Genomic DNA, 23,590 nt, shown 5'->3' with positions numbered 1-23,590 from the left:
TATCATCAGGGTGTATGATTAAGGGACTGACGTGTTAAGGAGTTTATCTTTATATGGATATCAATAACCTGATTTCCCAGTACGGCTACGCGGCGCTGGTCATTGGCAGCATGGCGGAAGGCGAAACCATCACTCTGCTCGGCGGCGTGGCGGCACATCAGGGATTATTGAAGTTCTGGCTGGTGGTTGTCTCGGTCGCCCTTGGCGGAATGATCGGCGACCAGTTGCTTTACTTACTTGGCAGACGCTTTGGCGGGCGCATTCTGCGGCGATTCTCGAGCCAGAAAAAGCGGATTCAGAAAGCCCAACGCATGATTCAGCGACGCCCTTATCTGTTTGTGATTGGCACCCGTTTTATGTACGGCTTTCGGGTTATCGGGCCGCTACTGATTGGCGCCAGCCGTCTGCCGCCAAAGCTGTTTCTGCCGCTGAATATTCTCGGCGCGATTATCTGGGCGTTAATTTTTACCACCCTCGGATATCTCGGCGGTGAAGCGATTGGCCCGTGGTTGCATCATCTGGATGCGCATCTGAAACACTTTATCTGGCTGGTTCTGGTGGTCGTTCTGGTGGTTGCGGCGCACTGGTGGCTCAAGCGCCGCGAGGCGAAAAGGAAAGAGTGAAGACCAACCTAAAGTCTCAAAATCAACCCCTGATACACTTTCAGGAGTTGATTTTGGGTCAGTCTATTAATGTAGAAAGTCAGTGTTATAACTTTTCACGTTTTATCAATAAATCTTGCGTAATGCGTTGCCCCGTTTTGGTGATGCATAATCCCCCTGACAGGTGCAACGCAGTGTTGCTGGCATTTTCTGTCCGATGTCATACATTGAATGAATAGTTTCATCCAGTGGAATTATTGGGTTAAATCCCCACATCACCATATTCGCAGATAGTGCTGCATTACTGACCGAGCTGACGTTACGACTTATGCAAGGAATTTCAGTCAAGCCTCCTACCGGATCGCAAATAAGGCCGAGCATATTTTGCATCGCCATCGATGCAGCCTGAAAAGCTTGTTCGATGTTACCGCCTAATAGTTGAACAATACCGCCAGCCGCCATTGCGCTTGCTGACCCATTCTCAGCCTGGCAAGCAGCAACTTCGGCACCAAAAGAAGCGTTGTTTGAAATAAACGATCCAATTAAGCCACTGACCAGTAACCCTTTGATGATATCTTCTCTTGGTAAATTCAGGCTTTCACCAATAATGATGATACTAGCAGGAATGACACCACTGGACCCAGCCGTTGGCGCGGCCACGACGATATTATGCGCACAGCTATTTTCCATGACTGAAATCGCAGCCAAAGCAGCATCATTTAATACCCCTGATGGTATTGAATTCGTGCTTTTAATAGCCTGTTTCATTTCCTGAGCTTTGTAGGGTAAAAAACCATACACAGGCGTTGAGGCCGGATCTGGCGCAATCGTTGACTGTTTCATCACATCATAGGTATGTTCCGCCAGCTGCCATATCTCTTCTTCGGTTGTTTTACCAATCGAAACCTCATAGTCCAGGGCAATCTCCCACATCGATTTCCCTGTTGCTTTCGCATAGGATAATGCCCCTTCAGCATTAGAAAAAAGTACCGTCGGCTTTTTTTTCATTTCAACCGGCATAATTGCAGGGGCATATTTCACCCATAGCACATCAGGTTGCTTATCAAACGCCAGTATTTTTTCTTTTGTTTCCCTATCGAAACCCGACACCGCATACAACACGCTGTCATTTTTCATCGATTTCTTTATTGAAACATCTAATTTATTAAGTACGTCAACCAAATGGGTGGCATTAGCCAGGGAACAACAAATAAAAATCTGTTCCTGAGTACCATCGATAAAAACAGGAAAACCATTTAATTCTACAATCTCAAACATCCCGCCGCCGGTTGAAAATGTTAAAACGGAAAGTTCGATTTCATCATTTTCATTATAGACATTAATCAATGCCTCATTCGGATGTCGTGATGAGAGTTTTTGCTTAGAGAACCATATGTTCTTGCCCATACTTTTAGCAATTTCTACCGCATCTTTGACTTGCGCATTGTCTGTTTTAAAACCAAGCAATCCGCCGGTAAATCCGAAGTTTGAACCTTGCCCAATATAAGTTTCAGGATAAGAACCGCTTTCATCAAAAATAATATTTGCTTTATTTATCTCTCGTCCAAACAATAAACGAGATTCTAAACCTATCCTTGCACAACCCGCTGAATGTGAGCTGGAAGGGCCGCACATAATCGGCCCCAACACATCATTGAAAATACTATGAACCATCATACAGCCTCATTATTACGGTTTTTTGCTAAATAGATACGGATAAATTTTACGACCATCAGGACAACAATCAGCGAACCGACATACCCACTCATGATATAAACAGCATTGATAATGACATCAAATGGCATTGCAATGGCACCAAGTAGTGCAATGAGAGAAACACCCCAAACGATAGCTTTATGTTTCTTCGTGCCTTCCTCAGAGAATTTAATCGCAATAATATGAAGCAATGGCGTTGAAATGGTATAGATAGCAAAAAATATTAATGCGCCAAATGCAATACCAAGCGGGGCCCAAATTTCTTTCGCAAGGAAGAAATTGATAATTTGTTTATTTGCTACTTGTTCAATATTAGAGGTGATGGCGTAAGAAGCAACCACATCAAGCAGTGCATAGATAATCAAACCAACTAAAGATATACCAGAAAGGAACCAGTTTGGTGCGACCTTTAATAGTTCAAATTCATTCGCCTCGACACGAACCGCATTTACATCAATGTTGCTCCCGTTCATAACCAGTGTTGCGATACTCACAATAACCACAAAGGCAGTTAAGAACGGCATAATTATACCCAGAGATTTAAGGATAGAATTTAAACCGATAGTAACAGTCCCGGCGGTGATAACCGCAGTAATAATTGCACCGATGATTAGAGGTAAACCATATTGCTCAAATAATATTGAGCCACCGGCGGCGATCTCTGCAATAAACATGGTAAAACAGAATAGCAGCGAAAACCATTCGATCACTTTACCAATAATCGGCCCACAGAAGAATGTAAATACCTCAGTTCCTTTACTACAACCGCCATATTTACCTGCGTAAATGAATCCTATATTGACAAAAATAATCACCAGACTGAACACAATCCCGACGCCAACAGCGTGATGGCCGAATGGGACAAAAAACTGAATGGTTTCCTGGCCGCTCATAAAACCGCCGCCGATTAGATAGCCCAGGCTAGAGGCAACGAAAATATAGACCTGGCTTAAAAATAGTTTATTCACACATCCTCCTCGATCAGATTTGAAAATCCTTAAACCCCATGAACATCACCATTATTAAAAAATATAATTATTTTTTCATAATCATGAAAACAAGCTATCATGAACATCCTCCCTCATCACGCTGTTTTTCCATTATTATGATTTTAAATTCACAATTGTGAATTAGATCTGATTTTCAAGAGTACGAATCAGTACTAAGGAAGGAAGAGAGATCGGAGTTCCATCGGGTTACAAAATCAAATTAACATATTGAAAATAATAACAAATTAACCCATTCAAAGATCACAGGAGTGTTTTGTACATTGTTAGAAGTGAGCGTAAGCGATGAGATCGCCCATGAGTGACACTCTATGAATCCCATCATCATCTCCGCTGGGGCCCGTAAAACCTACACCAGATTTGAGGGCAGGTTTACTGACAAACGTGTTGATTCAAAATGTGATTTATTCAACACCGTATCGCTTGTATTATACTCCCTGGGCGCGGTTAGTTTTCGAGATAACCTCTATCAGATCAGTGAATTACAGCAAGGTGTAACGAGCCAATGAATGAAGATTTTTCGAATTGTAATGTCGGACAAAGAATAAAAGAAATCAGAAAACAACAAAGTAAGACATTACAACAGTTATCAGCTGAGAGCGGCTTATCTAGCGGTTATTTGAGTAACTTAGAGAGAAACGTGATCAGCCCGACAATCTATCAGTTGCAAAAGGTATGTTTTGCCTTAAACGTGAACATCACCGATGTGCTAACCGTGCATGATACCCCTGTGAGCCCTGTGGTTCGGGCAGATGAAAGAGACGTGTTTTTTGCTGAGAAAGGAAAAGTAAAATACGAAATGCTCAGTCCTGGGGAAAATGACATCGAAGCCATCTGTATCACGGTGGAAAAAGGGATTACCTATGAACGCACTTCCTGGGGTCATGATTATGATGAAATAGCGATCATTACTCAGGGAAGCCTATGCATCGAAATGTTAGATCAAGAGTTTGTTATTAATGCTGGTGATACCATCTATATTAAGAAAAATACCTTGCATACCTTTAAAAATATTGGGGATTCTACCTGCGTCAGTTACTGGTTCTACAAGAAAAAATAGATAATCTGTGCCGATAAGAATGCAAAATGATCCCTACCTGGTGACTCCGTCGTGGTTACGTCTTTCGAGATTCTCAGATTAGCCCCAGAGCCTTTGTTGACTCCTGGACCGCAGAGATACGTCTCCCCGATAACCACCAACGCCACCGGGGAAACAGAGCTACTTCGCCGCCTGATGGTACCCGCCACCCAGCGCGGAAGTCAGTTGGATACTGGCATCAAGCCATTGACCGTGCAGTCGTAGTGCGGTGACTCGCTCCTGCAATGCGGGCAGCTTCGCCAGGCTGACGCGTGAACCGGAGAGTATCCCGGCATTCATCCGCGCTTGCGCCAGAGCGACTATCCGCTGAGTATCTTTCTCTACCTGCTGTTGCTGCTGATTTTTTGCCATCAGCGTCTCAACCTGGCTGGCCGTTTTCGCTACCTGATTAACCGCATCAACCACCGCTTTATTATACTTCGCCACCGACAGGCTATTCTGCGCGCTGGCGATATCCAGATTCGCGTTCAGGCGACCGCTATCAAAAATAGGCAGCGTCAGACCGGCGGTCACGCCCATCTGCTGTGCGGAGTGGCGGAACAGATCGCTGAGGTGCAGCGCATCCTGTTGCAGGAAAGCCATCAGGTTGATATCCGGATAAAACGCCGCTTTGGCGGCATCGATTTCGCTCAGGGAAGCTTCGATATACCAGTGCGCAACCTGTAAATCCGGACGCCGCGCCAGCAGCTCGTAGCCTAGCTCCGTTGGCATCTGCGCGCTAACAGCAGGCAGTTCGGTCGGATGCAGGTTTAGCGCCTGACTCTGGTTGTTGGTCAGCGCCATCAGCCGGGCCTCAATCTCTTTCATGTTGCCCGCAACATCCGCGAGCTGCTGATCGGTTTTGCTGACGTTAATATCACTCTCCGCCCCTTCGGCCGAGTTGGTGATCCCACGCTGATACAGCGCCGTATCCACGGTCACGATATTATTCTGCTCACTCTTCACCTGGGTCAGCACGTTGTTAATGGCGGCTTCGGTTTGCCATTGCCAGTAAAGACGGGCGACGCTGCTGGCCAGCAGTTCGCGAGTCTGCGCCTCTTCAGCAACCTGAGCTTTAACTTCACCGATGCGTGCTTTTAGCAAAGCGCGATTTTTACCCCATAGATCCAGATCCCAACCCGCCGTCAGGCCAAAGGTTCCGTTGGTATACCACGGCCCGGTGTTGCCATCAGTATCGGTAGCAAAGGGTCCCATCAGGCCTTCAGAGGACATTTTTTGCCGTTCAACGTCGGCGGAAAAATCCAGACTCGGCCCCAGGTTAGACTGCGACATCCGCGCCTGCGCTTCCGCCAGCCTGATACGCTGTTCGGCAATCTGCATATCCGGCGCGTTAGCTAACGCGCGCTGAATCAGGCTATTGAGCTGCGGGTCGTGGTAATCCTGCCACCAGTTGCTCTGCGGCCAGCCGTTTTTTACGGCTGCGGGCAGTTCCATTGAGACGTGGGATGCCGGGGTTTGCTGCTGCACCGGGTTGCTAATATCGTGCGATGGCGCACAGCCAGCCAGCGCGATAGCCAATGGCAGGCTGGCCAGGACGCGTTTGCTCAAGTTCAGGTTCATGAAATCGGTCTGATGACTAAATAAGGTTGGATATAATAAGCTAATTGCATAAGTACCGTTTAGTAAAGCGTGTGCCGAAACTATTAGCAGGCTAAAAATAAACCATACCCAAAATAATTCGAGTTGTATGAAAGGTATATTCACGGAGTGAAAATGAGTCAGAACATCTATGACGATCCCGCTTTTTTTGCCGGATACGCCACCCTCGATCGCTCGGTAAAAGGGCTGGAAGGCGCACCTGAGTGGCCAACCATTCAGCAAATGCTTCCGCCATTATCGGGATTACGCGTTGTTGACCTCGGCTGCGGCTACGGCTGGTTTTGCCGCTGGGCCCGCGAGCAGGGTGCAACACAGGTAGAAGGACTGGATATCTCCAGCCGGATGCTCGATCGCGCCCGCGAAATGACCGATGGCGAAGGCATTCGCTATCGCTGCGAAGATCTACAGACCCTCACCCTGCCCGCCAATAGCTGTGAGCTGGTTTATAGCTCGCTGGCGCTACACTATCTGCCTGACGTCGCGCCGCTGTTCACTACCGTTTACCAGGCATTGACGCCCGGCGGTACGCTGCTGTTTTCCGCCGAACATCCTATTTACACCGCCCCGCTGCGTCAGGGCTGGCAGGAAGATGAGAACGGACAGAAAAGCTGGCCGGTGAGCCACTATCAGCAGGAAGGCGAGCGTATCAGCAACTGGTTTGCCGATGGCGTCAAAAAGCAGCACCGTAAGCTTTCCAGTTGGATAAACCTGCTGGTCGCCGCCGGTTTTGTTATTGAGCATCTGGATGAATGGGGGCCGACGGCGGAGCAAATTGCCGCCCAGCCCGCGCTGGATGAAGAAAAAGAGCGACCGATGATTTTTCTGTTGCGCGCGCGCAAACCGGGATAATCAGCAAAAAGGCCCGGAAGTTATCCGGGCCATGAAGATAATGTAAGCTATCGTGCACGCATTTTTGTCAGGTGGCGGCTAACGCCTTACCTGACCTACGCGCCCCCCAAGCTATTACTCTTTTAAGCTGCCGCCGTTAGTGGCAATCACTTCTTTATACCAGTTGAAGCTTTTCTTGCGGCTGCGCGCCAGGGTGCCGTTGCCCTGGTCATCGCGATCGACGTAGATAAAACCGTAGCGCTTGGACATCTCCGCCTTCGACGCACTCACCAGGTCGATTGGCCCCCAGCTGGTGTAGCCCATTAACTCAACGCCATCTTCAATCGCCTCGCGCGCCTGCACCAGGTGATCGTTGAGGTAGCTGATGCGATAGTCATCGTTGATGCTGCCATCAGCTTCGACTTTATCCTTCGCGCCCAGGCCGTTTTCCACGATAAACAGCGGCTTCTGATAGCGATCCCACAGTACGTTCAGCAGCGTACGCAAGCCGAGCGGGTCAATCTGCCAGCCCCACTCCGAGCTTGCCAGGTGCGGGTTCGGCACCATGCTGAGAATATTACCGCGCGCTTTTTTGTTCAGCTCTTCATCGGCGGTAACGCAGCCGGTCATATAGTAGCTAAAGGAGATGAAATCGACGGTCTCTTTCAGGGCTTCGCGATCGGCATCGGTGATCTCAATGTTAATGCCGTTATCGCGGAAATAGCGCAGCATATAGCCCGGATAAGCGCCGCGGCACTGTACATCACCAAAGAACTGCCAGCTGCGGTTCTGCTGCAGGGTTTCAAAAATATCTTCCGGTTTGCAGCTGAGCGGGTACATCAGGCCGCCGAGCAGCATGTTGCCGATTTTGCCCTCCGCGACGATCTCATGGCAGGCCTTCGTCGCCAGCGCGCTCGCCACCAGCTGATAGTGAATCGCCTGATAAACTTCGGCTTTGCTGCTGTCTGACGGCAGGCCGACGCCGGTCATCGGTGCGTGCAGGGACATATTGATTTCGTTGAAGGTTAGCCACAGCTTGACCTTCGCCTGATAGCGCGCAAACACCGTACGGGCATAGCGTTCAAAGAAACCAATGACCTTGCGGTTGCCCCAACCGCCGTAATTTTTCACCAGCGCCCAAGGCATCTCGTAGTGCGACAAGGTCACCAGCGGCGTGATGTTGTGCTTCGCCATTTCATCAAACAGCTTATCGTAATAGGCCAGTCCCGCTTCGTTTGGCTGAGCATCATCGCCGTTGGGGAAAATACGCGTCCAGGCAATCGATACGCGCAGGCAGTTAAAGCCCATTTCAGCAAACAGGCTGATATCTTCCGGGTAACGATGGTAGAAATCGATGGCGACATCTTTAATACTGCTATCGCCCGGTACGCGTTCCACAACCTCACTAAAAATACCGCCGTTTGGCTGGATATCAGAAGTCGACAGTCCTTTGCCATCCTCCTGATAAGCGCCTTCGACCTGATTTGCCGCGGTCGCACCGCCCCATAAAAACGCCTGTGGGAATGTCTTCATTGATCTCTCTCCTGTGATTAATGGCTTACGGACAACAGCGGCTGACCGGCATCCACCGTGCTGGCGGAGACAATATCGAGAGCACGATAATCGTCGCTGTTGCTGATAATAATGGGCGTTGCCAGGTCATAACCGGCATCCAGAATCGCCTGGCGGTCAAACTCCAGCAGCAGATCGCCCGCTTTCACTTTGTCGCCCTCTTTAACATGAGCAGTAAACGGCGCGCCATCGAGCTTCACGGTATCGATGCCGACGTGGATAAGCAGTTCGATACCGCTATCGCTTAGCAGGCCGATGGCATGTTTGGTTTGAAAAATTGAGGCAACTTCGCCTGAGAACGGGGCGATAACCTTGCCCACGGACGGAATAATCGCTACGCCCTGGCCGAGCAAACCGCTGGCGAAGGTGCTGTCAGGAACCTTGTCCAGCGCCAGTACGCTACCGGTCATCGGTGCCAAAATATCGTTTTCTGAGGCAGGGGCGACGACAACAGCAGTCTGCTCAGCGGTGCTGCGCGGCAGCCCGGCGATAAAGGTCAGCACGCAGGCGATAACCAGCGCCACCACCATACCGACCACACCGCCCCAGACGCTAGCGTCGACGCCGCCTGGCGGGATCATCAGCGCAGGTAAAAAGATATTGGGGAAGCCGAAAGAGTAGATGCTGGTATTAAAGAATGCGGTAATCGCGCCACCAATCGCCCCGGCCACGCAGCCAAAGATAAACGGACGGCGCAGCGGCAGCGTCAGACCATAAATCGCCGGCTCGGTGATACCAAAAATCCCGGCGGAAAAAGCAGAACCGGCCAGCACTTTCTGGCGAGTATCGCGAGTACGCAAGAAGATACCCAATACTGCGCCGACCTGGCCCATCACCGCAGGCAGCACCATCGGCCCCATGGTATCGTGGCCCAGTACAGCCAGATTGTTAATCATCAGCGGTACCAGCCCCCAGTGCAGGCCAAAAATCACGCACACCTGCCACAGCGCGCCCAGCGCGGCACCCGCCAGCCACGGAGCGACGGCGTAGATTATCTGGTAACCCTGCGCCAGCAGTTGGCTTAGCCAGGTGGCTACCGGGCCGATCGCCAGGAAGGTCAGGGGAACAACCACGCCCAGGCAAATCGCCGGCGTGAAGAAGTTTTTCATGGCCGATGGCAGCAGCGCATTGCTTCTGCGCTCCAGCCAGCAGCTCACCCAGGAGGCGAGAATAATCGGGATTACCGATGAGCTGTAGTTAATAAACGTCACCGGAATACCAATGAAATGCTCGACCGGTGCGCCCGGCGCCTGAGCGGCCTCAAAGGCCTGAATCATCAACGGATGCGTTAGCGCGCCGCCAATCGCCATGGTGATAAACGGATTACCACCGAATTTCACCCCGGCGGTATAGCCGAGGAAAAGCGGGAAGAAGAAGAACAGCGCATCGCTGGCGGCAAACCAGATTTTATAGGTCGCATCACCAGTATTGAGCCAGCCGCAAACTACCGCCAGCGCCAGAAAACCTTTAAGCAAACCGGTGGCCGCCAGTACGCCGATAAACGGGGTGAAAATACCGGAAACGATATCGATAAGCTGGCCAAGTAGAGACGTTTTCTCGCCCTTTTCCGCGACCGGCTGACTCTCGTCCGTCAGGCCCGCTTCGCTACGCACCGCTTGCCAGACATCATGCACATGGTTACCAATGACCACCTGGAACTGGCCGCCGCTTTCCACCACCATAATGACGCCCGGATTAGCTTTTAGCCCTTCAGCATCCGCCTTTTTGCTATCTTTGAGCTTAAAACGCAGTCGTGTAGCGCAGTGAACCAGACTCACAATATTCTCTTTGCCGCCTACCCGGCTGAGAATATCCTGCGCGAGTGCTTTATATTCCATGCTGTTTTCCTTACTTCCGCTGCCCGCAGGCATCGTTAACTGAGTATTAAAAAATAAAAAAACCCGAGAACAACACCGGGTTTGGCGTTGCGCTCAGGTTTTGCCTGCGTAATGCAGTAACAATCCAGTTTTAATGAAGGTGCTCAGAGCCAGGCCCGATAAGCGCTTAGCGTCCTTCTTTTCTCACCCGTTCAATATGAATGGCGAGAAACATAATTTCTTCCGTCGTTAGCGCCCGCTGATAGCTCTTTTGCAAATGCCGGGCAACGGTTTCCGCACACTTCCACGCCTTAGGGTAGTTATCCTTTACCGCGCTGTGCAGCGTCACATCGTCATCTTCAACCACCGTTCGCGTCAGCATCCGCTGGGCGAAAAACTTAAGATGCGTGACGAAGCGCTGATAGCTCAACGACTCTTCGTCGTAGTTGAGCGTCAGCTGATACTTCACCAGTTGCAGAATTTCCTGCATCACCCGGGTAACGTGCATCACCTCCGGCATTTCGCTGTTAAGCTGCGCCGTGACCAGATGCAGGGCGATAAACCCGGCTTCATCTTCGGCAAGCTCAACCCCGAGCCGTTTGGCGATAATCGCCCGCGCTTCCTGCCCTAACTCAAATTCCTTCGGATACAGCCGCTTAATTTCCCACAGCAGGACATTACGAATCGCCATGCCGTTCTTTTGCCGCTCAATCGCAAAGTGGCAGTGATCGGTCAGGGTAATGTACAAACTGTCCTGTAACTTACCGAGACGACCGCGCGCCAGATCGATAATCCGATCGCAGGTGGTCATCACTTCTAACGGTATCTGACTGAGTAATTCGCCTAAACGGCCAACCAGTTCATCGCTCTGCAGCGCGAAGACCTTTTCAATTTTACTTTCATCAAGAGAGTCACCAACGCGTTTTTGAAAGGCAAGTCCTCGGCCCATGACCACCTGTTCGCGCTGCTGCTCATCTACAACCACCACTACATTATTATTAAGTACTTTGGCGATTTGCATATGAACCCCAAAAACAAAAAAACCTGACCCCGACAGATGCCAGGAAATCAGGTTTTGCCTGCCGGAGCAGTAACAATCAGGGCTGAGTATTTCACTGTCCGCTGGGTAATCTCAATGGGACAAGCAGAAAAATGTGATGCAGGTCAGATAGTTTAACTACGCCAGTCGTTAATTGTGCGTGCAATGCTCTTTGAATCCTGCAGAGCGCGTACTGCGCTAAAAAGCTCAGAGGCTTCCAGGTATTCTTTGCGCAAATAACCCAACCATTGTTTGATACGCGCAACGTGATAAAGGCCGGTGTCACCCTGTTTTTCCAGGTGAGCGTATTTTTTCAGTAGCCCGACCACTTCAGGCCATGGCATGCGCGGTTCGTTATATTTGATCACCCGGCTTAAATTCGGCACGTTCAGCGCGCCGCGGCCAATCATCACTGAGTCGCAGCCGGTCACGGCCATGCAATCCTGAGCGCTCTGCCAGTCCCAGATCTCGCCGTTGGCGACCACCGGGATGGTCAGGCGCTGACGAATTTCGCCGATGGCCTGCCAGTTGATGCGCTCCGCTTTATAACCGTCCTCTTTGGTGCGCCCGTGAACCACCAGCTCGCTGGCCCCCGCCTGCTGAACCGCATCGGCGATTTCAAATTGCCGCTCGCCGCTATCCCAACCAAGACGTACTTTGACCGTCACCGGTAGATGATCCGGCACAGCCTCGCGCATCGCCTTCGCGCCGCGATAGATAAGTTCGGGGTCTTTGAGCAACGTCGCCCCGCCGCCGCTACCATTGACCAGCTTTGACGGACAGCCACAGTTGAGGTCAACGCCCCAGGAGCCAAGCTCGACCGCGCGGGCAGCGTTTTCCGCCAGCCATTGCGGATACTGCCCGAGCAACTGAATGCGCACGCGGGTACCGGACGGCGTCAGGCTATTGTTGTGCAATTCCGGACACAACTTATAGAACGATTTTACTGGCAGGAGCTGATCCACCACGCGCAAAAATTCGGTGATGCAGAGATCGTAATCATTCACTTCGGTCAGCAGCTCGCGTACCAGCGAATCGAGCACACCTTCCATCGGCGCCAGTAATACACGCATATTGTTTATCATTGCCCGGAAAAAAAGAGGCGCTATGGTAGCGCCTCCCGGGGCGGGTTGAAAGGGGCTGTGTCGGTTTTCCCGGAGGCGATGCTGCGCATCTGTCCGGGCTACCGGCCCGCAGACGACGGTGAACCCGTAGCCCGGGCAGGCGCCTGGCGCCGCCCCCGGGGAGAGAATCAGAAGCCGCGTTGGGCCTGTCCAGGCAACCCAACTCGCAGACCGCACCGCCCGGAAAATGCACAGCCGGTTAACGTGCTTCCAGGCAGTTATCCTCTTTCCAGCCGTACAGCCACTCGATACCGCGATAAAACTCACTCTGGGTTTTACCTTTCCACAGCAGGTTGTGCACCTGGCGCTCGACCCCGGCCGCATGATAAACCCGCCCCATTTCGCGGGTTGACCAGACGATACGCGCGGTGCGCGGAATGCGAACAGATTCATAAAGCGCAAACGCGCGGGCCGCATCGCCGTCGCACTGCGCCAGCGCTTTGCCCAGCGTCACCGCATCTTCCAGCGCCATGCAGGCCCCCTGGGCCATATACTGCGCTACCGGGTGGGCCGCATCGCCGACTAACGTAATGCGATCGTTACCCCATTTATCTACCGGCTCGCGATCGGCAGTGGACCAGCGTCGCCAGGAGGTTGGCTTATCCAGCATCTGCCGGGGGCGCGGATGGATACCTTTGAAATATGAAAGCACCTCTTCCTTGCTGCCGTCGCGCACGCCCCACTCTTCTTTTTCGCGGCTATGGAAGGTTACCACCAGGTTGTACTGCTTGCCGCCGCGTAGCGGGTAATGCACAAGGTGGCAGTGCGGCCCGGCCCACAGCACCGGGGCGTTAATACGTAAATCTTCCGGCATATCGGTAGTGTCAACCACCGCGCGATAAACCACGTGGCCGGTCACTCTTGGCGCATCGCCGAGCAGGCTCTGACGCACTACTGACTTTCCACCGTCGCAGCCGATCAGCACATCGGCCGTCCAGCTGTTGCCTTTATCATCGAAGACCGTCACGTCATTGGCGGTCTGACGAATATCCACCACCTGCGTGGAGGTGCGATATTCCACGCTGGGATGGGTCAGCACCGCTTCCCAGACGGTGGCGTGGATATCCACCCGATGGATCACCGCATAGGGGCCGCCGAAGTGGTCGCGGAAGGCCTGCCCGGTCTCAATGCACACAACCTCTTCACCGTTTACTGCGTCCATCATGGTGATGTGATCGGTAAATACCGCACGTTGACGGGCGATTTGGCCAACACCCAGGCTGTCCAACGCCGAGAACGCATTTGGGCCAAGCTGGATCCCCGCGCCGATTTCGCCAATTTCATGGGCCTTTTCTAATAGCATCACCTTGATGCCCTGGCGTGCCAGAGAGAGCGCCGTTGCCGCCCCGCCAATGCCGCCGCCGACAATAATTGCTCGCATCACTTTTGCCATGTTGCCTCCTAAGCCGGGATCTTATCTTGTTGGTTTTCCGGCGCGGCGGCGATAAACGCCGGCAGCCGGGTACAGGCGTCATAGACCGCCTGGCAGCGTGGGTAGTGGCTCAGGTCGCAGCCCATTCGCAAAGCGTTAGCCCACTGCGGCACCAGGCAGCAGTCGGCCAGCGTTGGCGTATCACCCACGCAGAAATTGCCGGATTTGGCGTGGCGCAACAGCTGCTCCACGGCGCTAAATCCCTGTTGGATCCAGTGCGCATACCAGCGTTTTTTATCTTCTTCACTCACCTTCAGCTCGTCGCCAAGGTAGCGCAAAACGCGCATGTTATTAATCGGGTGGATATCGCAGGCGATGGCATAAACAATCTCCAGCACCCGCATGCGTGCGGTATCCTCCTGCGGCAGCAGCAGCGGCTGCGGATAGTGACGGTCAAGCCAATCCGCAATCGCCAGCGACTGACCGAGAGATTCACCCTCGTCGGTGGTAAGCGTTGGCACCAGGCCAACAGGATTCAGCCGCCGATACTCCAGCGCATTCTGCTGACCGATGCGGATGTTGACCCCCACGCTCTGGTAGTCAATGCCCTTCAGCGCCAGCGCAATCCGCACGCGATATGACGCCGAGCTATTAAAAAAACTGTACAGCTTCATCATTCACCTCACACCACGCGAACCGCGATTGGCGTCAGACCCTCTACGTTGCCGGTGATCACATCGCCTTTCACCACCGCGCCCACGCCTTCCGGGGTACCGGTGAAAATCAGGTCGCCGGGCTGAAGTTCGAAGAAACCAGACAGGTAGCTGATGGTTTCATTGACCGACCAGATCAGATGGCGGATATCGCTGCGCTGGTGATCTTCGCCGTTAACCTGTAACCAGATCCCTGCCTGATTCACATCTGCGGTATCGGCTTTATGCAGCGGCGCAATCGGCGCGGAGAGGTCGAAGGCTTTACCGATTTCCCACGGACGGCCCATCTGGCGCATCTCCATTTGGCGGTCGCGGCGGGTCATATCCAGGCCGGTGGCGTAGCCCCAGATATACTCATGGGCCTGCTCCAGCGGAATATCGCTGCCCTTCTTACCAATAGCCACCACCAGCTCAATTTCATAGTGGTAGTTATCGGTTTGCGACGGGTACGGCAGGTTCAGCGTTTCCCCTGCGGCAACCGGCACCACCGCATCGGCGGGTTTGCAGAAAAAGAACGGCGGTTCGCGATCCGGGTCGAACCCCATTTCGCGGGCGTGTGCGGCATAGTTACGCCCCACACAGTAAACGCGGCGCACCGGGAACTGCTCTTCGCTGCCAACAACCGGAACGCTAATCGGGGCCTGGGGTGCAAAAACGTATTGAGTCATGATTCGTTTCCTTATTTTTAATTTTTAATAACGCGCTTCGCGGAACAGGCCGAGAGCTTCCTGCACGGGACGATCCGAAAAGCTGAATAACACGGTATCTTCGGCGGAAATAAATGAGACGGCGTGCCAGGTCGGCACCACGAAGATATCTTTTGCCTGGAAAGAGAAAGTCTGCTCGCCGATAGCGACCTGACCGCTACCTTCCACTACGTGATAGATAGTGCTGTCGGTGGTCTTCGCCGCTCGCGAAGTAAACCCTTTTGGCAGCAGTTGCAGGAATGCCCCCATCGACGGCATCGGGTAGCCGCCGGTGACCGGGTTGACGTAGCGCATCTTGTAGCCGTCCCACTCATCAACATCGCCCATACGAGTGAGATCGTGCAGCGCCTCGCGGCTGCGGTCATAGCGATAGTTAAAGATGGGCGAAGAGTTACCGACCTGATGGCGCAGCGGCAGCATATTGGCGGCGTAGCGCGGCAGATAATCCCCCTCTTTACGGGTCACCGGCTGCTGATCTTCCGGGTAATCCTCAGCAAACCCGCAGCCCAGATAGTTCACCAGCGGCAGGTCTAAACCATCCAGCCAGATAACCGGCTCATTGCCGGGGTTGCCGTGGTCATGCCAGCGCCACTGCGGGGTCAGGATAAAGTCGCCAGCGTGCATTTGCGTGCGCTCGCCGTCAACGGCGGTGAACGCCCCTTCACCTTCAACGATAAAACGTAACGCCGACTGGTTATGGCGATGGCTCGGCGCGACTTCGCCGGGCATAATCAGCTGTAAACCGGCGTACAGAGAGGACGTAATCGACGACTGCCCGCGCAGCGCCGGGTTTTCCAGCACCAGTACGCGACGCACCGCTTCTTTCGCGCCAATCAGCTGGCCGCTTTCCAGCAACAGCGGGCGAATCTCCTGATAGTTCCAGTAAGCCGGCGCGCAGGTGGCATTCGGCGTTTTCGGCACCAGATGGTGCAATGACTCCCAAAGCGGCGTCAGGTTTTGCCCGGAAATATGCTGGTAAAACTGCTGACGACCGTTGTTTGCTTGCGTGGTGGATTGAGACATTATTCTTCTCCTTATTTATTCACGATGCCTGCAGAAGGCAGCGCGGCAGGTACAGATGTCGGGTTGCGGACGGCAAGCGTCAGCAGAATAAGCATCACGGCGCTAACAACGGCCGGTACAGCGATAACAAAAAACAGGGTGTCGAAAGAGAAATTCATCGCCATCATCATGCCGCCGGAGAGCGAGCCAACGATGGCCCCGCAGCGGCCCACGGCGTTTGACCAGCTCACGCCAGTGGCGCGGCTTTGGGTGGGATAGAGCGTTGCGGTCAGCGCATTCAGCCCGACCTGCGAACCGCTGATGCCGATACCGGTACCGAAAATCGCCAGCGCCATCAGCCACAGACCGTTCTCGCTCAGACCAATCATCACGATACAGACCGCGCCCAGGGCATAGCTCAGCGCCAGCACCCGGAAAGGGTTGAAACGGTCCATCAGTACTCCGAGCAGCAGCGCGCCAAAGGTGCCGCCAATCTGGAAAGCGGCGGTAACCCACGATGCATGCTGTAAATCAATGCCGCGATGGTTGAGCAGCGTCGGCATCCAACTGGAGAGCAGATAGATAATCAGCAGGCTCATAAAGAACACCACCCATAACATCAACGTAATGGGTAACTGGCGGCCCACAAACAGCTGACTGATGCTGCCCTTTGCGCCTGCTGCGGGTTCATCGAGCCAGAAATGGGTGTCGTCATAGCGCTCGCCGGTAATTGCGCTGACGGTTTTAGCGATAGTCGCCTGCGGCAACTGGCGACGGATCTGCCAGCGTGGGGATTCGGGAAGCAGCGGCACCAGCGCCACCGCCAGCATCAGCGGTAAAACACCGCCGAGTACCAGAATGCCGTGCCAGCCAATCAGCGGTACCAGTTGGGCGCTGACTACGCCACCGAATGCCGAGCCGAGGGTGAATCCGCAAAACATCAGGGTCACCAGCGCGCCCCGCCGCCGGGCAGGCAGATATTCCGACGTCATGGTAATGGTATTGGGCATCGCACCGCCGAGGCCGAGGCCGGTCAGAAAGCGCAGAATGACCAACATTTGCAGGTCAGGCGCAAACGCCGAAAGCAGGCTAAACAAGCCAAATAGCGCGACGCAAAATTCAATCACCCGTTTACGACCAAAGCGGTCGGAAAGCGGGCCGCAGAGCAGCGCCCCGGCGGTTAAGCCCAGCAATCCGGCACCAAACAGCGGTGCGAGGTCGCTGGCAGTGAGCTGCCAGTGGCTACGAATATCCGGTGCGATAAAACCAATGGCGGCGGTATCGAAGCCGTCCAGCATGACGACCAGGAAACAGCAGATAATCACGCGCCACTGACGGGCACCGACCGGTGCGCTATCCAGCAGCTTTTGCAATTCATGTCGTTGAGTCATGGCTATGCCTCGGTGCAGGTAGAGGAAGATGTTGTATTTATTTCTTTTATGTTGCGATTTTGTAACTCGAGCAATGAAATGTACAATGGTATTTCGGGCATAGACATAACCTGGAGGTTATCGCTGATGGCAAACTGGACGCAGAAACTGAAGCTGCATCATCTGCAGATGCTGGTGGCGCTGGGAGAGCAAGGCAATCTCACGCAAGTGGCGAAAATGATGAATATTACGCAACCTGCACTTTCCAAATGGCTCAGCCAATTTGAAGACGAAGTCGGTATGCCCTTGTTCGAGCGCCACAGCAAAGGCCTGCGTCCCTCAGAAGGCGGAAAACTGCTGATACAGCATGCCCAGCGGCTAATTAACGATATGTCGCGATCGCAGTATGAAATCGAGCGTTTCAAGCAGGGCGGCCAGGTAGGCAGTCTGATGATCGGCTGTTCGCCAGTGGCGACCGACTGCGTCTCGCAGGCTATTCTTGAGCTGCTTAAAGAGATGCCAACTCTGCACCTGAATATCGAAGAGAAAGTGATGACGCCTCTGCTCAACGATCTGCTCGCTGGAGTGGTTGATGTGGTGGTGGGCCGGGTCGGCGGGCGAGCGCTCGAGCTGCCGCTGAGCTACCGGGTGCTCTACACCGAACCGGTGTGCTTCGTCGCCCGTCCCGACCACCCGCTGGCGGAAAAACCGCGGTTAAGTTGGGCCGACCTCGCCCACTGGCGCTGGATTGTCTGGCCGACCGGCACCCCGATTCGCCTGAGTATTGATAATGCGCTGGTGGATAATGGCGTAATGCTGCCGGAAAACACCATCGAATCGGCATCGATGAACGTCACCACCAACCTGCTACAAAGCAGCGATATGGTATCGATTCTTTCATTGCGCCTGGCCCAGCGCTACGCCGCGCAGCATCAGCTGGTGATTCTTAATTTGCCGCGCATTGAACAAAAAGGTAGCGTTGGCGTGTTCTGGCGAAAAAGTGAAGCGCCGTCACTTGCACTTAACCGCTTTCTTCATTATCTATCCCTGCAGCCGTCGCCCTGAAATCAGTATGGTCAAGTGTTCCAGATCTCTATCTCAGGTATGCGTAGAATTCATGATGTGATCGGTAGCACATTTTTGGGTTTAATTGTATGATGAATGTGGTTCATCAAGGGTTATTACCATGAGTCAATCACTGATTATTGTCTGGCAGTATCTGCGCGCTTTCGTGCTGATATATGCTTGTTTATATGCCGGTATTTTTATCTCCTCCCTGCTGCCGATAACGATCCCTGGCAGCATTATTGGCATGTTGATTTTGTTCTTTTTGCTGGCGTTGCAAATCATGCCCGCGCAGTGGGTTAACCCCGGCTGCAATGTTCTGATCCGCTATATGGCGTTGCTGTTTGTGCCCATCGGCGTAGGCGTTATGCAATATTGGGATTTACTACGCGCGCAGTTCGGCCCGGTAGTGGTCTCCTGTGCGATAAGCACGCTGGTGGTCTTTTTGGTGGTCAGCTGGAGCTCGCACCTGGTTCACGGGGAGCGCAAAGTGGTCGGACAAAAAGGACGTGACAAATGATCCATGAAATCTGGTGGTCGCTGCCGCTAACCCTGGCCGTCTTTTTCCTCGCCCGCAAGCTGGCGGCGCGGTTTAAATTTCCGCTGCTCAACCCGCTGCTGGTAGCGATGGTAGTGCTGATTCCTTTTCTGCTGATAACCGGTATCTCATACGAGCGCTATTTTCTCGGCAGCAAAATTCTTAACGACCTGCTGCAGCCAGCGGTAGTTGCTCTAGCCTTTCCTTTGTATGAACAACTGCACCAGATCCGCGCCCGTTGGAAGTCCATCATTACCATCTGCTTTATTGGTAGCGTGGTGGCGATGGTCACCGGCACCACCGTTGCATTGCTGATGGGTGCGACTCCGCAGATTGCCGCTTCTATTTTACCTAAATCGGTCACCACGCCGATTGCCATGGCGGTGAGCAGCAGCATTGGCGGTATTCCGGCGATCAGCGCCGTGTGCGTTATTTTCGTCGGTATTCTCGGGGCGGTGTTCGGTCACACCCTACTGAACCTGATGCGTATCCGCACCAAAGCCTCCCGCGGGCTGTCGATGGGTACCGCATCCCACGCATTAGGGACCGCTCGCTGTGCAGAGCTCGACTATCAGGAAGGGGCGTTCAGCTCGTTGGCGCTGGTACTTTGCGGGATTATCACCTCGCTGATTGCACCGTTTTTGTTTCCGGTAATTTTGGCGATAGTCGGTTAAATGTGATTTAAATCACATTATTAAATGCAACATTAATTAGTTGCACAAACAATGAGATGTTTATCACATATACAGGTTACAACCACCCGTACACTAGATTTCCATTACATTGTTATGAGGCAACGCTATGCACCCACGTTTTCAAGCTGTTCTTCCCCAACTGGCGGCGGATCTGCAAGCGGCCATCGCCCCGATGCTGGCCGACCCGCATTTTCCGGCGATGCTAAACGCCGGGCAAGTTGCAGCGCTGCAAAGCGCAACGGGTCTGGATGAAGACGCGCTGGCCTTTACTCTGCTGCCGCTAGCGGCGGCCTGTGCCCGCGCTGACCTTTCTCACTTTAACGTTGGCGCGGTGGCTCGCGGCGTCAGCGGAACCTGGTATTTCGGCGGTAACATGGAGTTTCTCGGTGCTACCATGCAGCAGACCGTGCACGCCGAGCAGAGCGCCATTAGCCATGCCTGGCTGCGCGGCGAAAAGTCTCTGCAGGCGATTACCGTTAACTACACCCCTTGCGGTCACTGCCGTCAGTTTATGAACGAACTAAACAGCGGGCTGGCGCTGCGTATTCATTTGCCGGGTCGCGAGGCGCATTCGCTCCAGCACTATCTGCCAGACGCTTTCGGACCGAAAGATCTGGAAATCAAAACCCTGCTGATGGATGAGCAAGATCACGGCTTCCCGCTCAGCGGCGACGCGCTGACTCAGGCGGCGATTCAGGCGGCTAATCGCTGCCATATGCCTTACAGCAAGGCCCCGTCCGGCGTGGCGCTGGAGTTGAAAGACGGGACTATTTTCACCGGCAGCTATGCCGAAAATGCTGCCTTTAACCCGACTCTGCCGCCGTTACAGGGCGCGCTCAATCTGCTGAGCCTCAACGGCTACGATTACCCGGATATCCAGCGCGCTATTCTCGCCGAGAAGGCCGATGCGGCACTGATTCAATGGGATGCGACCGTAGCGACGCTGAAAGCGCTGGGCTGCCATAATATCGATCGCGTACTGTTAGGCTAATCACAGACTGCGGGCCAAACGGCCCGCATTGTTGAAAATCCCCGCAATTAAACGACGGTTTCTTGCGCTTGCCCGGCGGGTAAAGTAGCCTGAAGGCTCCCTCGTTCACTATTGAGCCAAGTCCATGTTAAAGCGTGTGTTATACAGCCTGTTAGTCCTGTTCGGCTTGCTGCTGTTAACCGTGCTGGGCCTCGACCGCTGGATGAGTTGGAAGACCTCTCCCTATATCTACGATGAGCTACAGGACCTGCCCTATCGCCAGGTTGGCGTAGTGTTGGGCACCGCCAAGTACTACCGCACCGGCGTCATCAATCAATATTATCGCTACCGAATTCAGGGCGCGCTGAACGCCTACAACAGCGGCAAGGTGAACTATCTGCTGCTGAGCGGCGATAACGCGTTGCAGAGCTATAACGAGCCGATGACCATGCGCCGCGATTTGATTAAAGCAGGCGTCGATCCGGCGGATATCGTGCTGGATTACGCCGGTTTCCGCACGCTCGATTCGATTGTGCGCACCCGTAAGGTCTTCGACACTAACGACTTTATTATTATTACTCAGCGTTTCCACTGCGAGCGGGCGCTGTTTATCGCCCTGCATATGGGGATTCAGGCGCAGTGCTATGCGGTGCCGTCACCGAAAGATATGTGGAGCGTGCGACTGCGCGAGTTCGGCGCTCGCTTCGGCGCGCTGGCGGACCTCTATCTTTTTAAACGCGAACCGCGCTTTTTAGGCCCACTGATCCCTATCCCCGCCCAGCAGGAAGTCCCGGAAGACGCGCAGTCTTATCCGGCGGTCACGCCGCAGCAGCTGCTGGAATTGCAGAAAAAAGAGAAGTGATGTTGCTATCCGATGAAATATCGACTCTCAATATGCAATAACAATGACCGATGCTGAAAAGCACATCGGTCATTTATAGAAAGCCCCTATTGCAAATCTTTACCGTATTTTGGCGAGCGAGGACCGTAGAGGATACCATCTGGTGCCCGTGGGGTGAGTAGGCGCGTGTCAGCAATGCCTGCAATCTTATAGCTTCTGTCAGTCATTGTATTCACTATCTGGTCAACCGCTGCCTGAATAAGCATGCCTAAAATCGAACCTCCGCTGCCATCATTTTCGGTGCTGGAAGCCACCGCACTACCTTTCCATAGCAATTTTCCGGTACGAAGATCCACAAGCTCTCCAGAAACGGAGACTCGCGTATCACTATTGATGACCTGGTACGAAGTTCCATATTCCGTTACCTTAAGATAAAGCACCGCATCGGCACCAAATATCTCTCTAAGCTTTTGGTGGCTGACACTATGCATTTCCTCGCCATTTACAACCCCGTTTTGTTTAAAGGTGTTCTCTACCACAGCAACAGGAAAAACATAATATCCAGACTCAGCAAGCGGCAACGTAACCTGAGAAAGTACGCCATAGCCTGCTTTGACGTCTGGTGATTCGTTTTTCGGCAACAGCACCAGAATACTCTTCGGCTTACTTTGCCTGAATGCCGTGTAGTCATAGGATTTTTTAGGTGCACAGCCGCTCAGCAACAGGGACAACAATAGACCTGCGCACAAAACATATAACTTTTTCATACTTTGCCTCCCTGCATTTTCTTCAACAGAAAATCCATAAACTGGGTGGATTCAGGAAACAGCCGTTTCTCCTGTTCAAATTCTGTCTTCGCCAGTTCCGGATGGCCTGTATTGATATATAACATCCCAAGATGAGCATGCAGCCCTGGAGGTACAGGAAGGGCCTTCGCGCGCGCTTTCTCAATGTCTTTTTTTAATATCTCAATTTGCTCTTGTGGCCCCATATCCAGAGCGTAATATTCATAAACCACAGGCTGGTATTCATTCCAGCTATAGAGTGGCTTTGGTCCGCTGGCGCAGCCATTCAATATGGTTACTACAAGCAATATAAAAACAGAGCGAATCATATTCATCTTTAACATCCATATTATTGCTTACAGCGATATTTCACCGTGTAAAAACGAGAAATATCGCAATCAGAGCCGTTATTTTGCCGGCGTCCACGCACCGCTTTCAATACCCGCAACCAGGTTATTCACGGCTTCGCGAATCGCGAGATCCAACACTTTTCCATTGAGGGTCGAGTCATAGCTCGCAGTACCGCCAAATCCAATCACTTCACGGTTAGAAAGCTCAAACTCCCCTGCCCCCTGGGATGAAAAAACAACTTCGGAAGTCTGAACATTCACAATATTCAGATTCACTTTGGCATAAGCGATTTGGCTCTTTCCTCTCCCCAAAATACCAAACAGTTGATGATCGCCGACTTCTTTTCGCCCAAACTCAGTAACATCGCCGGTAACCACATAGTCAGCGCCTTTCAGCGTCTGGCTGGTTCCCTTGATACTGGCTTCATTCTGTAATTCGGCCATGTTGCTACGGTCCAGAACATTGAACCGGCCAGTTTGTTGCAAATGTGTTATGAGAATGGTTTTTGACTGATTGCCCAAACGGTCAACCCCATCGGAGAATATACCGTTCATATAGTTGGAACGGTTATCAAATTTACCGACAGAAATTGGGCTGCGAGCGCCATGGTAGGGGGTATTCCAGGTAGCAACTTTAGCGACTTCAAGAGAGCGGGATGATTCTTTCGCACAACCGCTTAATAAGATGAGGCTTCCCAAGCCTACCGCGGCTATCATTTTCTTTAACATTTATGAGGTCCTTTCCATCATCAATAAAACAAACGAGTATAATATCCCTA

General features: G+C 52.7%; 22 protein-coding genes and 1 pseudogene. 8 read left to right on the top strand and 15 right to left on the bottom strand.

Translation table 11 applies throughout. The features are described from left to right. Positions 1-53: 53 nt before the first annotated feature. Positions 54-623 (top strand): DedA family protein, encoded by a 570-nt coding sequence (locus AC07P6_RS09935; protein WP_182239933.1) that lies wholly within the window; start codon positions 54-56, stop codon positions 621-623. A gap of 105 nt (positions 624-728) precedes the next feature. Here the strand turns inward: AC07P6_RS09935 and AC07P6_RS09930 are convergent, their stop codons facing one another. Continuing rightward, positions 729-2,279, bottom strand: coding sequence for an L-serine ammonia-lyase, iron-sulfur-dependent, subunit alpha (locus AC07P6_RS09930; protein WP_478316127.1), 1,551 nt, complete (start codon positions 2,277-2,279; stop codon positions 729-731). Then, on the bottom strand, positions 2,276-3,286 hold the full coding sequence (locus tag AC07P6_RS09925) for a hypothetical protein (RefSeq protein ID WP_478316126.1): 1,011 nt from the start codon (positions 3,284-3,286) through the stop codon (positions 2,276-2,278). The genes AC07P6_RS09930 and AC07P6_RS09925 overlap by 4 nt, the downstream gene beginning before the upstream one ends. A gap of 544 nt (positions 3,287-3,830) precedes the next feature. Between AC07P6_RS09925 and AC07P6_RS09920 the strand changes: the two genes are divergently transcribed. After that, a complete protein-coding gene (locus tag AC07P6_RS09920; protein WP_182239937.1) occupies positions 3,831-4,385 on the top strand; it encodes a helix-turn-helix domain-containing protein in 555 nt (184 codons plus the stop codon). A gap of 159 nt (positions 4,386-4,544) precedes the next feature. Here the strand turns inward: AC07P6_RS09920 and mdtQ are convergent, their stop codons facing one another. Further along, the gene (gene mdtQ / locus AC07P6_RS09915; RefSeq protein WP_182239939.1) at positions 4,545-5,984 is read right to left on the bottom strand and encodes a multidrug resistance outer membrane protein MdtQ; all 1,440 of its coding nucleotides are present in this window, start codon (positions 5,982-5,984) and stop codon (positions 4,545-4,547) included. Between the two features lie 153 nt (positions 5,985-6,137). On the opposite strand from mdtQ, the gene AC07P6_RS09910 reads away from it, so the two are divergent. Beyond that, on the top strand, positions 6,138-6,872 hold the full coding sequence (locus AC07P6_RS09910; RefSeq protein WP_478316125.1) for a class I SAM-dependent methyltransferase: 735 nt from the start codon (positions 6,138-6,140) through the stop codon (positions 6,870-6,872). A 114-nt stretch (positions 6,873-6,986) separates the two neighbouring features. On the opposite strand, the gene AC07P6_RS09905 is transcribed toward AC07P6_RS09910, so the two are convergent. The 9 genes and pseudogenes from AC07P6_RS09905 to mhbT all read right to left on the bottom strand — a co-directional run bounded on the left by AC07P6_RS09905 (position 6,987) and on the right by mhbT (position 17,588). Beyond that, a complete protein-coding gene (locus AC07P6_RS09905; RefSeq protein ID WP_478316124.1) occupies positions 6,987-8,384 on the bottom strand; it encodes a glycoside hydrolase family 1 protein in 1,398 nt (465 codons plus the stop codon). A 17-nt stretch (positions 8,385-8,401) separates the two neighbouring features. Continuing rightward, positions 8,402-10,374, bottom strand: a pseudogene (bglF, locus tag AC07P6_RS09900) (PTS beta-glucoside transporter subunit IIABC). Positions 10,375-10,427: 53 nt separating this feature from the next. Continuing rightward, entirely contained in the window at positions 10,428-11,261 is an 834-nt protein-coding gene (bglG, locus tag AC07P6_RS09895; RefSeq protein ID WP_110272412.1) for a transcriptional antiterminator BglG, read from the bottom strand. A 152-nt stretch (positions 11,262-11,413) separates the two neighbouring features. Next, positions 11,414-12,352, bottom strand: coding sequence for a tRNA dihydrouridine(16) synthase DusC (gene dusC / locus AC07P6_RS09890; RefSeq protein WP_434662398.1), 939 nt, complete (start codon positions 12,350-12,352; stop codon positions 11,414-11,416). Between the two features lie 250 nt (positions 12,353-12,602). Next, positions 12,603-13,796: a 3-hydroxybenzoate 6-monooxygenase gene (locus tag AC07P6_RS09885; protein ID WP_478316123.1), complete on the bottom strand. Its 1,194-nt coding sequence runs from the start codon at positions 13,794-13,796 to the stop codon at positions 12,603-12,605. An 8-nt stretch (positions 13,797-13,804) separates the two neighbouring features. Continuing rightward, complete coding sequence (gene maiA, locus AC07P6_RS09880; RefSeq protein WP_182207654.1) at positions 13,805-14,449, bottom strand: maleylacetoacetate isomerase; 645 nt, start codon at positions 14,447-14,449, stop codon at positions 13,805-13,807. Positions 14,450-14,457: 8 nt separating this feature from the next. Then, the gene (locus tag AC07P6_RS09875; protein WP_434662394.1) at positions 14,458-15,156 is read right to left on the bottom strand and encodes a fumarylacetoacetate hydrolase family protein; all 699 of its coding nucleotides are present in this window, start codon (positions 15,154-15,156) and stop codon (positions 14,458-14,460) included. Positions 15,157-15,180: 24 nt separating this feature from the next. Continuing rightward, on the bottom strand, positions 15,181-16,218 hold the full coding sequence (gene gtdA / locus AC07P6_RS09870) for a gentisate 1,2-dioxygenase (RefSeq protein WP_478316122.1): 1,038 nt from the start codon (positions 16,216-16,218) through the stop codon (positions 15,181-15,183). Between the two features lie 11 nt (positions 16,219-16,229). Next, positions 16,230-17,588, bottom strand: a complete 1,359-nt coding sequence (gene mhbT, locus AC07P6_RS09865) for a 3-hydroxybenzoate transporter MhbT (RefSeq protein WP_478316121.1) — start codon at positions 17,586-17,588, stop codon at positions 16,230-16,232. 126 nt (positions 17,589-17,714) lie between these two features. Here mhbT and AC07P6_RS09860 point away from each other — a divergent pair, with 126 nt between their 5' ends. The 5 genes from AC07P6_RS09860 to sanA all read left to right on the top strand — a co-directional run bounded on the left by AC07P6_RS09860 (position 17,715) and on the right by sanA (position 21,697). Then, positions 17,715-18,632 (top strand): LysR substrate-binding domain-containing protein, encoded by a 918-nt coding sequence (locus AC07P6_RS09860; protein WP_434662386.1) that lies wholly within the window; start codon positions 17,715-17,717, stop codon positions 18,630-18,632. A gap of 121 nt (positions 18,633-18,753) precedes the next feature. Continuing rightward, positions 18,754-19,152, top strand: coding sequence for a CidA/LrgA family protein (locus AC07P6_RS09855; protein WP_112213099.1), 399 nt, complete (start codon positions 18,754-18,756; stop codon positions 19,150-19,152). Continuing rightward, positions 19,149-19,844 (top strand): CidB/LrgB family autolysis modulator, encoded by a 696-nt coding sequence (locus AC07P6_RS09850; RefSeq protein ID WP_110272403.1) that lies wholly within the window; start codon positions 19,149-19,151, stop codon positions 19,842-19,844. The genes AC07P6_RS09855 and AC07P6_RS09850 overlap by 4 nt, the downstream gene beginning before the upstream one ends. Before the next feature lie 127 nt (positions 19,845-19,971). Beyond that, positions 19,972-20,856 (top strand): cytidine deaminase, encoded by an 885-nt coding sequence (gene cdd / locus AC07P6_RS09845; protein WP_478316120.1) that lies wholly within the window; start codon positions 19,972-19,974, stop codon positions 20,854-20,856. A gap of 124 nt (positions 20,857-20,980) precedes the next feature. Then, a complete protein-coding gene (sanA, locus tag AC07P6_RS09840) occupies positions 20,981-21,697 on the top strand; it encodes an outer membrane permeability protein SanA (RefSeq protein WP_182239957.1) in 717 nt (238 codons plus the stop codon). Between the two features lie 86 nt (positions 21,698-21,783). Here the strand turns inward: sanA and AC07P6_RS09835 are convergent, their stop codons facing one another. The 3 genes from AC07P6_RS09835 to AC07P6_RS09825 form a co-directional block, all read right to left on the bottom strand. After that, a complete protein-coding gene (locus tag AC07P6_RS09835) occupies positions 21,784-22,443 on the bottom strand; it encodes a DUF799 domain-containing protein (protein WP_478316119.1) in 660 nt (219 codons plus the stop codon). Further along, positions 22,440-22,796: a DUF4810 domain-containing protein gene (locus tag AC07P6_RS09830; protein ID WP_182207383.1), complete on the bottom strand. Its 357-nt coding sequence runs from the start codon at positions 22,794-22,796 to the stop codon at positions 22,440-22,442. The genes AC07P6_RS09835 and AC07P6_RS09830 overlap by 4 nt, the downstream gene beginning before the upstream one ends. Positions 22,797-22,868: 72 nt before the next feature. After that, positions 22,869-23,540, bottom strand: coding sequence for a CsgG/HfaB family protein (locus AC07P6_RS09825; RefSeq protein ID WP_182207384.1), 672 nt, complete (start codon positions 23,538-23,540; stop codon positions 22,869-22,871). Between the last annotated feature and the right edge of the window lie 50 nt (positions 23,541-23,590).

The organism is Klebsiella sp. GFKo11, assembly GCF_056490265.1.
Note: the sequence above shows the minus strand (reverse complement) of the source record. Positions and strands in the feature narration are given on the sequence as shown.